12 protein-coding genes and 1 riboswitch are annotated in these 13,707 nt (G+C 47.1%); of the genes, 11 read left to right on the forward strand and 1 reads right to left on the reverse strand.

The genetic code is table 11. From position 1 onward, the window contains the following. The first annotated feature begins 12 nt into the window (after positions 1–12). The 6 genes from NST58_RS07060 (at position 13) to NST58_RS07085 (ending at position 5,326) form a co-directional block, all read left to right on the forward strand. Positions 13–945, forward strand: coding sequence for a D-alanine--D-alanine ligase (locus NST58_RS07060; RefSeq protein ID WP_280752596.1), 933 nt, complete (start codon positions 13–15; stop codon positions 943–945). After that, a complete protein-coding gene (locus tag NST58_RS07065; RefSeq protein ID WP_076272034.1) occupies positions 938–2,101 on the forward strand; it encodes an aminotransferase class I/II-fold pyridoxal phosphate-dependent enzyme in 1,164 nt (387 codons plus the stop codon). The genes NST58_RS07060 and NST58_RS07065 overlap by 8 nt, the downstream gene beginning before the upstream one ends. A gap of 95 nt (positions 2,102–2,196) precedes the next feature. Continuing rightward, the gene (gene cobT, locus NST58_RS07070) at positions 2,197–3,258 is read left to right on the forward strand and encodes a nicotinate-nucleotide--dimethylbenzimidazole phosphoribosyltransferase (protein WP_076137514.1); all 1,062 of its coding nucleotides are present in this window, start codon (positions 2,197–2,199) and stop codon (positions 3,256–3,258) included. Further along, complete coding sequence (gene cobU / locus NST58_RS07075) at positions 3,255–3,803, forward strand: bifunctional adenosylcobinamide kinase/adenosylcobinamide-phosphate guanylyltransferase (protein ID WP_339247030.1); 549 nt, start codon at positions 3,255–3,257, stop codon at positions 3,801–3,803. Before cobT ends, cobU begins: the two co-directional genes overlap by 4 nt. Continuing rightward, a complete protein-coding gene (gene cobS / locus NST58_RS07080; RefSeq protein WP_339247033.1) occupies positions 3,800–4,615 on the forward strand; it encodes an adenosylcobinamide-GDP ribazoletransferase in 816 nt (271 codons plus the stop codon). Before cobU ends, cobS begins: the two co-directional genes overlap by 4 nt. 384 nt (positions 4,616–4,999) lie before the next feature. Beyond that, a complete protein-coding gene (locus NST58_RS07085) occupies positions 5,000–5,326 on the forward strand; it encodes a YnfA family protein (protein WP_076128128.1) in 327 nt (108 codons plus the stop codon). 1,932 nt (positions 5,327–7,258) lie between these two features. On the opposite strand, the gene NST58_RS07090 is transcribed toward NST58_RS07085, so the two are convergent. Then, positions 7,259–8,947: a methyl-accepting chemotaxis protein gene (locus tag NST58_RS07090; RefSeq protein WP_076193028.1), complete on the reverse strand. Its 1,689-nt coding sequence runs from the start codon at positions 8,945–8,947 to the stop codon at positions 7,259–7,261. A gap of 366 nt (positions 8,948–9,313) precedes the next feature. Next, a riboswitch (PreQ1 riboswitch) is annotated at positions 9,314–9,359 on the forward strand. Positions 9,360–9,369: 10 nt separating this feature from the next. Here NST58_RS07090 and NST58_RS07095 point away from each other — a divergent pair. From NST58_RS07095 to NST58_RS07115, 5 genes are all read left to right on the forward strand, one after another. Continuing rightward, positions 9,370–10,083, forward strand: a complete 714-nt coding sequence (locus NST58_RS07095; RefSeq protein WP_076128125.1) for a queuosine precursor transporter — start codon at positions 9,370–9,372, stop codon at positions 10,081–10,083. Positions 10,084–10,361: 278 nt separating this feature from the next. After that, on the forward strand, positions 10,362–11,843 hold the full coding sequence (locus NST58_RS07100; RefSeq protein ID WP_339247037.1) for an AMP-binding protein: 1,482 nt from the start codon (positions 10,362–10,364) through the stop codon (positions 11,841–11,843). Continuing rightward, a complete protein-coding gene (locus NST58_RS07105) occupies positions 11,840–12,991 on the forward strand; it encodes a thiolase family protein (protein WP_339247040.1) in 1,152 nt (383 codons plus the stop codon). Before NST58_RS07100 ends, NST58_RS07105 begins: the two co-directional genes overlap by 4 nt. Further along, positions 12,988–13,389 (forward strand): MaoC family dehydratase N-terminal domain-containing protein, encoded by a 402-nt coding sequence (locus NST58_RS07110; protein WP_339247043.1) that lies wholly within the window; start codon positions 12,988–12,990, stop codon positions 13,387–13,389. The genes NST58_RS07105 and NST58_RS07110 overlap by 4 nt, the downstream gene beginning before the upstream one ends. After that, the gene (locus NST58_RS07115) at positions 13,364–13,705 is read left to right on the forward strand and encodes a MaoC family dehydratase (protein ID WP_076220708.1); all 342 of its coding nucleotides are present in this window, start codon (positions 13,364–13,366) and stop codon (positions 13,703–13,705) included. Before NST58_RS07110 ends, NST58_RS07115 begins: the two co-directional genes overlap by 26 nt. Positions 13,706–13,707: the final 2 nt, after the last annotated feature.

A 13,707-nucleotide genomic window follows, 5' to 3' on the forward strand; every position in this document is an offset into this window, starting at 1 on the left:
GAGGTGCTTGAGATGAAGGTAGGCGTAATTATGGGCGGGGTATCCTCAGAATATGAGGTATCCATGAATAGCGGTAGAGAAATATTGAAGAATCTAGACCCCAATAAATATGAAATTATTCCAATTGTGATCACCAAGCGTGAGGAGCTTATTGAGCAGGCAAAAGGGATCGATATCGCACTGCTTGCACTTCATGGAGCTTACGGCGAGGATGGTACGGTTCAGGGAACGCTGGAGACGATGGGGATTCCGTATACGGGCAGCGGGGTTTTGTCTAGCAGCATTTGCATGGATAAAGATCTCTCCAAAAAGCTTATACGCTGCGCAGGCGTCAATACAGCAGATTGGCTATGCTGGGACAGCATAAAGGATTATTCGGCTGAAGCGGTGGAACGGCTCGGATATCCTGTTATGGTGAAGCCATGTTCAGGCGGCTCGAGTATCGGAATGGAAAAAGTGAGCAGCAGCGAGGAGCTGTTGTGCGCAGTGCAGAAGGCTTTTGCCTGTGATCAGTCGATTTTGATTGAAAGCTACATTCAAGGTCAAGAAATCACCTGTTCTATTCTAAACGGAGAGCTGCTGCCTATTCTGGGAATTACCTCAGCAAATGCCGAGTGGTTCGATTACAGTGCTAAGTATGAAGAAGGCGGAGCAGATGAACGGGTCATTGAATTGCCTACTGAGGTGCATGAGCGGGTACGCGAGGCTGCCTTGAGCTGTTATAAAGCACTAAAATGTAGCGTGTATGCACGGGTTGATATGCTGCTTAAAGAGGGTATTCCTTATGTGCTGGAGGTGAATACGTTACCAGGCATGACGAAGGCCAGTCTTTTACCCAAAAGCGCGCAAGCGGCAGGCTACACCTTCAGCGGACTGCTGGACGAAATCATCTCCCTTTCCCTAACGGAAAAGAGTGCAAAGGAAGAGGTGTACAGCCATGCATAATGAATGGATTGCTCCACGTGTGCGGGAGATTGCACCCTCGGGGATTCGGGCTTTTTTTGACCTAAGTGCGGGAAATCAGGATATTATATCGCTGGGTGTAGGGGAACCAGATTTCGTTACACCGGAGCATGTAAGAGCTGCCTGTATTCATGCCTTGAATAATGGGGAAACGATGTATACGCCAAATTCCGGGTTACTGGAGCTTAGAGAGGAGATCGCTACTTATCTGCACACAAGTTTCAAGCTTCGTTATGAGCCAAACGATGAGATTATGGTTACGGTGGGCAGCAGCGAGGCTGTGGACTTGGCATTACGAGCTTTCATTACACCCGGGGATGAGATTATCGTCCCTTCTCCCAGCTATATCGCATATTCGCCGATTACCCATTTGAACGGGGGGGTTACGGTGGAGGTAGAATCATCGGCCGAGCAGGGGTTTAAGCTTACTGCTGAAGCATTACGGAAGGTGATTACTCCGCGTTCGAAGCTTCTTATGGTGAATTTTCCGACTAATCCTACAGGTGCAGTAATGACTTATGAAGATTGGCTGCCTATTGCACAGATTGTAAAAGAGAATAACCTACTGGTCATTTCAGATGAAATTTATGCCGAGCTTACGTATGACAGTCAGCATGTCAGCATCGCCTCTCTTCCCGGGATGCTGGAAAGGACGATTGTGATTAGCGGCTTCTCCAAAGCTTTTGCAATGACTGGCTGGAGAGTGGGTTATGCTTGTGGCGATCGAGAATTAATTGCTGCGATGCTAAAAATCCATCAATACACTGCAATGTGTGCCCCCGTGCTCGGTCAAATTGCTGCGATTGAATCATTGCGCAACGGAATGCAGCATAAGGAACATATGAAGCAATGCTTCGATGAGCGGAGAAAGCTGCTGGTTAGTGGATTTCGATCCATTGGACTACCTTGCCATGAACCTGCGGGTGCATTTTATGCCTTTCCTTCCATCGCTCATACCGGAATGAAATCAGAAGACTTCGCTTTGCAGCTGCTCAGGGAGGTCGGTGTCGCTGCGGTTCCGGGTCATGTGTTTGGAGCAGGCGGAGAGGGTTATATTCGCTGCTCCTATGCCGCTTCCTTACAAAAATTGACGGAGGCGCTGGAGAGAATCGAAGATTTTATGAAAGTGAAGTTGTAATTCTAGAAGTCCCCCTCTATCATAGATGGGGGCTTTTCTGCGAATATGAGATAGAATAGGTTATACGGATACATTTAATAGGAGGTCGTAATTATATGCTTTCAGATATTCAAGACGTAATTAAACAAATCATTCCGGCTGATGATCAGTCCATCCTCAAGGCGGAGCATCGGCTGAACATTCTGACCAAACCTCCGGGCAGTTTGGGACAATTGGAACCTCTGGCCGTTAAGCTCGCTGGAATTTCGGGTACGGAGCAGCCTAGTTTCACCAAACGAACAGTTGTTGTGATGGCTGCTGATCATGGGGTGTGCTGCGAAGGGGTTAGCGCATTTCCACAGGAAGTCACGCTACAGATGGCCCATAACTTTCTCAGCGGTGGAGCGGCTGTGAATGTATTGGCACGTCAAGCTGGGGCAGAGGTACAGTTTGTTGATGTCGGCATAAACGGCGATCTTAGTCATGTCGATCTGATTGATCGTAAAGTGCGCCGGGGAACGGATAATATGGCTGTGGGACCTGCGATGAGTCGTGAGGATGCCATGAATGCTCTTCTTGTTGGGATAAGCGTTGCGCAGGAAGCGGTTAAGAACGGAACGGAGATTTTTATAACAGGCGAAATGGGCATTGGAAATACTACGGCTAGTGCTGCCATTCTATGTGCTCTCAAAGGAATAGCCCCTGAAGTAGCTGTGGGACGAGGAACGGGAATTGATGATGAACGTTTACTACATAAAATTGCAGTGGTGGAACGCGCCTTAAAGGTAAATCAGCCGAATTCAGCAGATCCGTTGGATGTATTATCTAAAGTTGGCGGACTGGAAATCGCTGGCTTGGCGGGACTGATTCTTGGTGCCGCTGCTAATCGGACACCTATCATTTTGGATGGTTTTATTTCGGGGGCGGCAGCGCTTGTGGCAAAAGCCCTTGCACCTGAATCCATCGCTTATATGATAGCGTCTCATGTATCAGGAGAACGGGGACACAAGTTAATGCTGGAGCAGCTTGGGCTTGAACCGCTGCTTAACCTCGGTCTGCGATTGGGTGAGGGAACAGGGGGCGTATTATGCCTTCATTTAATCGAGGCGATCTGCCGCATTTTGAGCGAAATGGCAACCTTTGAAAGTGCAGGCATCTCTGGAGCTGGTCAACGATGAGCATTCTTGTAACGGGAGGCGCACGTAGCGGGAAAAGTGGTTTTGCAGAAAAACTGATACAGTCACTGGCAGATCAGGCCTTCTATGTAGCAACCGGACAGGCTTTTGACGACGAAATGAAGGAACGGATTGCTCTGCATCAGCATCAACGAATGGAAAGTGGTTACGCTTGGGAGACGCTTGAGGAACCGTATGATTTACCAGATCTGCTAAGGCGATTATCGGGTGAAAAAGCGGTGCTCGTAGATTGTTTAACCTTATGGTTATCCAATGCATTATTGGCTGTGGAAGGTTTTGAAAATAGACAAGAGCTTGTTGAGAGTGAAATAACAAGGCTTGAAGACAGTGTGCGTTCTTTTCAAGGGACGCTTATTCTGGTCACTAATGAGGTTGGCGACGGGATTGTTCCGGAGTATGCGCTTGGCCGATTGTATCGTGATCTGGCGGGACGAATGAACGCCCTGATCGCTCGGCAATGCGAACAGGTCTTTCTAGTAACTGTTGGAATTCCGATTGAGCTGAAGAGCAGGGAGTATCGTTTATGAAGGAGCGTAGGGATGCGGCCGTAGCTGCCTTTCAGTTCTTATCCCGATTTCCTGTAAAAGGTGATCCGGGATTCTCTCCTGAACTGCTGCGCCGGAGTGTAATCTTTTATCCCATGGTAGGCGCAGCAATTGGGCTGTGTGTAGCTGCTGGAGCAGCCCTGACGGGATTGCTTTTACCTGCTTGGCCAGCAGCTGTGCTCACTCTGATTCTGTGGGTAGGTCTCACTGGCGGGTTGCATCTTGATGGCTGGATGGACAGCGCGGATGGTCTGCTCAGCTATCGGCCACGGGAGCGAGCCCTGGAGATTATGAAGGACAGCCGTGTGGGTGCGATGGGCGTACTCGCCTGCGTGCTGCTCCTGCTGTTTAAAGCATCTTTGTTGGCAGCTCTAATCGAAGGCTTCGCCTACTACGAGCTGCCGCTGCTCTTGGTACCAGCGGTCTGGAGCCGCTGGTATATGGTGCGGGCAATGGTGCGTTATCCCATTGCCCGTGGAGACGAGGGGCTGGCCGCGAACTTCGCCGGCCTAGCTTCCTCGCATGAGCGGCGCGCGCTGGCAGTCGCCGCGCTGCTCTCGCTGGCCGCCGCCGCTGCGCCACTGGCGCTCGGCGCTGGCTTAGCCGCGTGGCCGCTGCATCTGGCGGCAGCTCTGCTGCTGCCGGTCGCGGCCTTGGCCTGCGGCACCGCGGCTGCGCGGCGGATCAGCAGCCGGCTCGGCGGGCTTACCGGCGACGTGTACGGCGCGCTGAACGAGCTGCTGGAGGTTGTGCTGCTGCTAGTGTTATTGCTGCTCCAGCACAATTTAATGTAAGCTCCACGGGGGAATCTTGAGTAATTTGGTGTAGGTGGTACTACGGATGAACCTTGAGTAATTTGCTGTAGGTAGCTCCATGGGTGAACATTAGTAGTTTGCTGTAAGTAGCTCTAAGGGTGGATCTTGAGTAATTTGCTGTAGGTGTAGCTCCATAGGTGGATTTTAAGTAATTTGCTGTAGGTAGCTCCGCAGATGAACATTGAGTAGTTTGCTGTAGGTAGCTCTAAGGGTGGATCTTGAGTAATTGAGTAATTTGCTGTAGGTAGCTCCATGGGAGAACCTTGAGTGGTTTGTTGTAGGAGTTCTACGGGTGAACCTTGAGTACAATTTGTTGTGAGCAACCTTTGCGTTTTTATGAGATAGATAGGGAAGAGGGATGACATGTTATTTGCCATTCTGCTGTTTATAATTGCTGGGCTTGCTGAGATCGGTGGCGGATATTTAGTATGGTTATGGTTGAGAGAATCACGGCCACTTTGGTACGGTTTAGTGGGGTCTTTGATTCTGATAGCGTATGGGATTATCCCTACGTTGCAAAAATTCCCTTCCTTCGGGAGAGTGTATGCGGCTTACGGCGGGGTGTTTATCGTACTCGCGGTCTTATGGGGATGGCTTGTAGACAAGAAGACACCAGACGTATACGACTGGGTCGGAGCTGTTATTTGTGTGATCGGTGTATCGGTTATCCTCTGGGCACCGCGGCACTAGGTTGAGTGAGGTTTGCTTAGTCATAAAAGCGGAATGAAAGCTGAGTAACCCAGTTTTTACTAAGTGAGTAACTTGGCTCCGGACTCAGGAGACCTTATTTGTGATAAAAGGGGTAATTTGGAGCGTTTTCGGACACCATAGACGCTATTTGAACAAAATAGGCTGAGTCTGGGTTGATTATGAGGCAATAGCGTCTCTCGAGTCCGAAAAAGCTTCCAAATGGCAGTTTTTCGAGTAATAGCGGCATCTGAGTCCGCAAGCCAGCAGCAAATGGCGTGCTGAGTCTAAGTGAGAGCTTCGCGCAAGCTAGCGCATGTAGCCGAGTCTATTGCTGTAGGTAGCATCCACGGAGGGACTTTGAGTAGTTTGCTGTAGGTAGCATCGACGGATGAACTTTGAGTAATTTGCAGTAGGTAGCATCGACGGAGGAACTTTGAGTAATTTGCTGTAGGTAGCATCGACGGAGGAACTTTGAGTAATTTGCAGTAAGTAGCATCCACGTAGGAACTTTGAGTAATTTGCTGTTGGTAGCGCCACGGATGAACTTTGAGTAATTTGCAGTAGGTAGCATCCACGGATGAACTTTGAGTAATTTGCAGTAGGTAGCATCCACGGATGAACTTTGAGTAATTTGCAGTAGGTAGCATCCACGGATGAACTTTGAGTAATTTGCTGTTGGTAGTGCCACGGATGAACTTTGAGTAATTTGCTGTTGGTAGCGCCACGGATGAACTTTGAGTAATTTGCTGTAGGTAACTTGGCTCCGGACTCAGGAGACCTTATTTGTGATAAAAGGGTTAATTTGGAGCGTTTTCGGACACCAGAGACGCTATTTGAACAAAATAGGCTGAGTCTGGGTTGATTATGAGGCAATAGCGTCTCTCGAGTCCGAAAAAGCCTCCAAATGGCAGTTTTTCGAGTAATAGCGGCATCTGAGTCCGCAAGCCAGCAGCAAATGGCGTGCTGAGTCTAAGTGAGAGCTTCGCGCAAGCTAGCGCATGTAGCCGAGTCTATTGCTGTAAGTAGCATCGACGGAGGAACTTTGAGTAATTTGCAGTAAGTAGCATCCACGGAGGAACTTTGAGTAATTTGCTGTTGGTAGCGCCACGGATGAACTTTGAGTAATTTGCTGTAGGTAGCATCCACGGAGGAACTATGAGTAATTTGCAGTAGGTAGCATCCACGGATGAACTTTGAGTAATTTGCTGTAGGTAGCGCCACGGAGGAACTTTGAGTAATTTGCTGTAGGTAGCATCCACGGATGAACTTTGAGTAATTTGCAGTAGGTAGCATCCACGGATGAACTTTAAGTAATTCGCTGTGAGTAACTTGGTTCCGGACTCAGGAGACCTTATTTGTGATAAAAGGGTTAATTTGGAGCGTTTTCGGACACCAGAGGCGCTATTTGAGCGAAATAGGCTGAGTCTGGGTTGATTATGAGGCAATAGCGTCTCTCGAGTCCGAAAAAGTCTCCAAATGGCAGTTTTTCGAGTAATAGCGGCATCTGAGTCCGCAAGCCAGCAGCAAATGGCGTGCTGAGTCTAAACGAGAGGATTGCGCAAGCCAACGGCAAATGACGCGCCGAGTCTAAACGAGAGTATCGCGCAAGCCAGCAGCAAATGGCGTGCTGAGTCTAAGCGAGATTATCGCGCAAGCCAGTAGCAAATGACGCGCCGAGTCTAAGCGAGATTATCGCGCAAGCCAACGGCAAATGACGCGCCGAGTCTAAACGAGATTATCGCGCAAGCCAGCGGCAAATGGCGTGCCGAGTCTAAACGAGAGTATCGCGCAAGCCAGCAGCACATGACGCGCCGATTCTAAGCGAGAGCTTCGCGCAAGCCTAGCGTATGCCCCCAACTCTAAGCGAGCCATCGCAAACTAAAAAACCCCGTTCAACACTTTCGTGTGAACGGGGGTTTTAATTTACAAGCGTTAAATCTTAAATTGCTGCACAGCTTCTTGGAGTTTCTTGGCTTGCTCATACAGATGTTTAACGGTTTCTGCATGGCCTTCCAGTTCGACGCGCTGCCGCTCTGAGTTAGCAGCGAGTGTGTCCGCACTTTCTTGCGATCTTGATGTAATTTGTGCAGTTTCTTCGACGGAAGCACTGACTTCTTCTGTACTTGCTGAGATTTGCTGTGTAGCCGCAGATACGGATTGGATGCTGTGATTGATGCTTTGGATAAGAATCAGGAGGTGATTAAAGGCATCACCTGCTTCTGCTACTTTGCCGACTCCAGAGGCAACCTCAGAATTCACGTGGTTCATCTCGGTAACGGAGCGACTCATATCTTCTTGAAGCCCAAGTAGGAAGTCACGGATCTGTTCGTTTGCGTTACGGGATTGTTCAGACAGCTTGCGTACTTCTCCCGCAACAACAGCAAAGCCGCGTCCATGCTCTCCTGCGCGTGCAGCTTCGATTGAAGCATTCAGCGACAGCATTTGGATCTGTTTCGTAATTTCAGTAATGCTGTGAACGACTTCTCCGATCATTACTGAACGCTCATTCATGATTTGTAATTGATCCAGCGACTGTAGGGAAGCACGTTCAACCTGGCGCATTTGCAGCACAGCGCTTTGAGCAATTTCATTACCGCCACTTGCTTCAGCGGAAGCCTCACTGATTTGCTCCGTGACTTCATTCGCTGCTGAAGCAATACTTTGAATGCCTAAATTGATTTCTTCCATTGCTCTCGAGTTATCTGATGCACTGCTAGCGATAGTCGTACTACCTTTGCCGATTTCTACTACCGATGAGCTGGAGTGTTCCGCCATATCATTGAGAACCTCAACACGTTCTTTCAAAGAGTTGGAATCCGCAACGACAGTATTAGAGGTTACCAGTACATGTCCAATCATTTCTTTCAGGCGTTGGGTCATCGCTTGGAAGCTTACGGACAACTGTGCAACTTCGTCATTTCCTTTAACTGATAATTCTTCGGTGAAATCTCCCTCTGCGAGCCGGGCACTATAAGCTGCCAGTTTTGAGATTGGACGTGTTATACGCACACTCATGAACCATGCACCAGTTAGGCCGATGATCAACGTCAGAAGTGTGATTCCGGCACTTGTCCATAGAATACTGTCTGTTTTTTCTTGAATGAAGCTTACGTCACTGCTTACACCGATAACCATCGTACTTCCGGGAATACCGATATAAGCTGTTTTATGTATACCATGTGCGTCGCTATATGTATCGCTTAGTCCAGTTTTTCCTTTAGAGGCTTGTTGCATTGCAGAGGATACGGTGACACTTTCTGCCCGTTGCAATTTTGCATCGTGATCTGCGGATAGAATCTCAGCTTCTTTCCCCTTCAGATTGACCAGAAAAATGGTTTCCACTCCATGTTGTTTCCTCTTTTCCTGAAAATAGAACTCGAGATTGGTGGCAGACTGATCGTTCTTATTTAGGGTTTGCTGGGCGTGCATTACGTTGAGATTCTTATATACGTCCTGAGCAGCGGCAGTAAGGATTTTGTTAATCTGCGGCATAACATAGCTGTTGAAGATACTGATAGAGATAAAATAGAAGCTGGTGCTTAACAAAAGAGACGTGAGCAACAGAACAACAAATAATAAACGCGTAAATTTGCGACTGATCGAATGCTTGATACGAAACATATCGTTCTCTCCTTTTTTTATGGACGGTGAGGTCATTTCTTTTTTAGTCTTCACTAGATACTCCATGCCAACTGCTGGAAATTGGCGACCCGAGATATATTCCATAGTTATGTCATATTTCTACTAAATGGATCGGGAATAAGGTGTTTGATACTATTCTATAGAATTAACCTCTGGATGAATAGTGAAAGTTTTGTCCTATAGAGCATTTTTTTCTGAAAAAAATGAATTATTGCTGACTATTTTAGATAATTGGCGAAAAAAAAGAAATGGAACTACCAATTTCATATAAAAATATTATTTTTATGGATTGTTAAGCGCTATTGTGATAGAGTATTTATGTTTTGTTCCGAAAATTTAATATTGTAAGCCGCGGTTCGTAACCATCCCGCGTAAACAAAACTAGGAGGAATTTCAGTAATATGTTTAATTTGCTGTGGGGAGTTTTATTTGTTATTGTCAATTTTGCTTTTTTTCTACTCTGTTACCGCTTGTTCGGGAAAAGTGGAATGTACGCCTGGGTAGGTATTGCTACTGTAATTGCTAACATTCAGGTAGCTAAGACGATTGCTATGCCATTTGATATTGTGATGACACTCGGAAATACGATGTATGTCACTTTATATATGACCAGCGATTTACTTAATGAGAAGTACGGAAGAGCGGAAGCACGTAAAGCGGTCTGGTTTGGTTTCTTCACCTTGCTTATGACTACAGTCATTATGCAGATGGTACTAGTATTTAAGCCGCAGGAGACCGATATCGCTCAGTCTTCTTTGGAGACGATTTTTGGGCTGATGCCTCGACTAGCTTTGGGTAGTCTTACTGCTTACTTCATTAGTCAGTTCCTAGATGTTCGGTTGTACTCTTGGATTCGGAAATATTACAGCACCTCAAGTCAGCTGTGGATTCGTTCCAACGGTAGTACGATGATTAGCTCCTTTGTGGATACACTTATTTTCTGTACCATTGCGTTTGCGGGCTTGTATGACTGGAATGTATGGCTTGAAATTTTGCTTACGACTTATCTAGCGAAGTTCTTACTAACCGCAGTAAGCACACCTATCTTATATATCGCCCGAACCTTTACTTTTGCTGAAGAGGGTTCACCATCATCCGTTCAAAAGAAGGACTAAACAACAATACAGCCAGCGCGTACCGATCATAATCGATGCGTGCTGGCTGTTTTTTCGTTGTAAGATGGACTTAATAGTTACATGAAAGATGTGTACATAAAAATAATATAAAGCTAAAATAAGCTATCGTAGCAATTCTAGCGGGTTAGTTTAACAGGAGCGCCGGCGATGGCGCTTATCACATATCCTTTAGTTTGGGCTGGACTTGCGGGGCAGTCCGATTGAAGAGAATGTATATAATCGGTAGTCACAGAAAATACGAACAGGTGTGATCTAGGATGAATCTAGTAGTTCCTATACTGCGTCATGCAGCACAGCAGCCCGACAGCATTGCCTTAACCCATGACCAAGCAAGTCATACCTATGCCACATTAGTAAAAACGATGCGGAGAATCGCGAATGGCTTACAGCAAAAGGGTCTGAGGCATGACAAAATCGCGATTTTATCTACGAATCGTATTGAATTTGTTGAGGTTTTTTTGGGGGCGATTTATGCGGGCTGTGTTCCCATTCCCTTAGATCCCAAGTGGAGTGCTAATGAACTGCAGGTTATTATAGAGCAGTGCCAGCCGACAATGATTTTTGCCGAGCCGGAAGCCGCAAAGAATCTGACCTTCAAGGATCAAATGATCCAAACATTGACCTTCTCAAATGAACGAACAGGTTCCTATGATCAGTGGCTGGCTGCCCTGAAGCCGGAGGCTGAGTTGGATGAGACGAATGAATTATTATTTATTGGCTTTACTTCAGGCACAACCGGATTGCCCAAAGGTTATATGCGTACCCATTTATCATGGTTAAAAAGCTTTGAGGTTTCGAATATTGCTTTTGAATTGGACGCTATGAAGGATGTTTTGGCACCAGGTCCATTTGTGCATTCCCTATCCTTATTCGCCGTAATGCAGAGTCTATATGGTGGAGCAACCTTTCATATCACACAAAAATTTAGTGCCACGCAGGTGTTAGAGTTGTGCCAGCAAATTCCGGGCGTGGTGCTGTTCGTCGTACCAACAATGATCGAATCCATGATGCAGCAGGCTGTACCTGGGCAGATACAGATTGATGCGATTATTAGCTCAGGTGCAAAGTGGTCGGAGTTGTCCAAGAAAAGGGGCATGGAAGTGTTTGGTGGAGCGCGGCTTTATGAATCCTACGGTTCTTCAGAAGCGAGCTATATTAGTTATTTGAATGTTCTGACCGAGCATAATCCGACCTCTGTAGGCAAACCTTATCCCGGTGTGCAAATTTCCATTCGTGATGACCAGTTCCGGGAAGTCCCTCCTGGGGAGATTGGGCAGCTATATGTGCGTAGTGATATGATATTTTTAGGCTACCATCAATTGCCGAATGAGACAGCAGCAGCTTTTAGAGAGGGATGGCTTGTTTTAGAAGACTATGTTTATCAGGATGAAGCTGGTTATTTATATATGGCGGGACGTTTGAAGAATAAAATCATATCCGGAGGGCTGAACGTTTATCCGGAAGAAATAGAGAGGGTGCTGGAGTTTCTTCCGGAAATAGATGAAGTGATGGTGCTTGGCGTGCCTGACGATTACTGGGGAGAACAGCTGATAGCCCTCGTGAAGTGGAGCGGAGAACAGCATTTATCTGTCGAAGAAATTAAGAATTATTGCCGCCAGTATTTAGCGAGCTACAAAGCGCCGAAGCAGCTGCTAACCGTGGATGAATTTATCTATACAAGTAGCGGGAAAATTGCCCGGCAAGCGATGAAAGACTATGTGAAAAGAGCGATGATATGATAGAAGCAGTAATTGTCATGGCAAAACGTACACCGGTTGGCAGAATGGGTGGCTTATTAAGTACACTTGAGCCGGAGGCATTACTGGCGCCGCTTATTCAGCATATTGTAGCCGAAACGAACTTGCCTAAAGAACTGATCGATGATGTCATTATTGGGAATGTTGTGGGCCCAGGAGGTAATATTGCCCGGGTAGCTGCGCTTGAAGCGGGGCTGCCTGTTTCGGTTCCGGGTGTCACCGTGGATCGTCAGTGCGGATCTGGGCTAGAGGCAATTAATATAGCAGCAAGACTGATTCAAAGCGGCGCTGGTGAGATTTATTTAGCGGGTGGTGTCGAAAGTACGAGCCGTGCTCCATGGAAAATGGCTAAACCACAGACGTTAATGGGGGTTCCACAGCTGTATACCCGTGCACATTTTACGCCTAGCTCTTACGGTGATCCGGATATGGGAATTGCTGCAGAGAATGTAGCTAGGAAATACGGGATTTCTCGAGAAGAGCAGGATCAATATGCCTTAAAAAGCCATCAAAAGGCGGTTCATGCTCAGCAAAGTGACCGGTTTCAGCAGGAGATAGTACCTCTTCAGGTAGAGGGGCAGTGGGTGAACACCGACGAATGTCCTCGGGCAAATACGAGTCTGGACAAGCTGCAAAAGCTGCCGCCAATTTTTGAAGAAAAGGGTACCGTCACTGCTGGAAATGCCTGTCCTATTAATGATGGCGCAGCGCTTCTATTAATGATGTCTCGAGAGAAATGCCAGCAGCTTAAGTTTACCCCTATTTTGCGGGTCGTGGATGCGCAAGCTGCGGGTGTAGATCCGAACTATTTGGGTATGGGACCTGTACCAGCTGTGCAAAAGGTGTTAAAACGCCAAAAGCTTACCGTTGCCGATTTAGATATCGTAGAGTTTAACGAAGCTTTTGCTTCACAAGTATTGGCATCACTGAACGAGCTTCAAATGCCACAGGAAAAGGTCAATCTTGGCGGGGGGGCATTAGCAATAGGCCATCCATACGGAGCTTCCGGGGCTATTTTAATGACTCGCTTATGTGCTGAAATGCAAAATGCCCCTTACCAACGAGGGCTTGCTACTCTGGGAATCGGCGGTGGGATAGGTCTGGCAACACTCGTGGAGGTTATAGAATGAACAGTGTCCGACATCAGATCCATATGACTGCTGAATGGGTTTCGGACTACGCACAGAGTATTGAAGCACCCGTGCAGACGATAAATGGAGAGCTGATCGCTCCTGCGACGATGCCTATTATTTTCTGGCAAGACTTCGATATTCCTTGGTTAATCATCGGTGAACCCTTGCTTCACGGCACTCAGAAGTTTTCATATCAGGCTCCGATTACGGCGGGGATGATTTTGGATTGTGAATTAGCGTTAACGGGTGAGGTGCAAAAAGAAGGCAGACAGGGTAAACTGACTTTTTACACACATACGCTGGTTTGTAGGTGTGAGGGTGAGCTTATAGTCACCGCAGAAACGGTGTTAATTCGGGTAGGTGATGATCATGATAAAAAAGTGCATAACAGCTGAGGCTATCCGGCAATATGCAGCTGCTTCCCAAGATTTGGCGCCTATACATCTAGATGCAGAGGCCGCAGCCAAGGCTGGTTTGGAGCGACCCATCGCACATGGGATGTATCTTATGGGATTAGCCCAATCTTTGTATATTGCTGAGCACCCTACACAGTGGATCACTCAATATGATATGAAATTTCATAAGCCAATAGAGGTCGATAGTGTCGTGATTTTTGATTTTGCAGAGGACGATTGCTTTGTGAAAGTGATCCTTACAACAGAAGCTGGCGATGTTATTGCTGCGGGAGCTTTTGCAGTGAAAGAGGTGTAGTG

Source organism: Paenibacillus sp. FSL R10-2796, from assembly GCF_037965315.1.
Lineage (GTDB): Bacteria > Bacillota > Bacilli > Paenibacillales > Paenibacillaceae > Paenibacillus_AQ > Paenibacillus_AQ odorifer.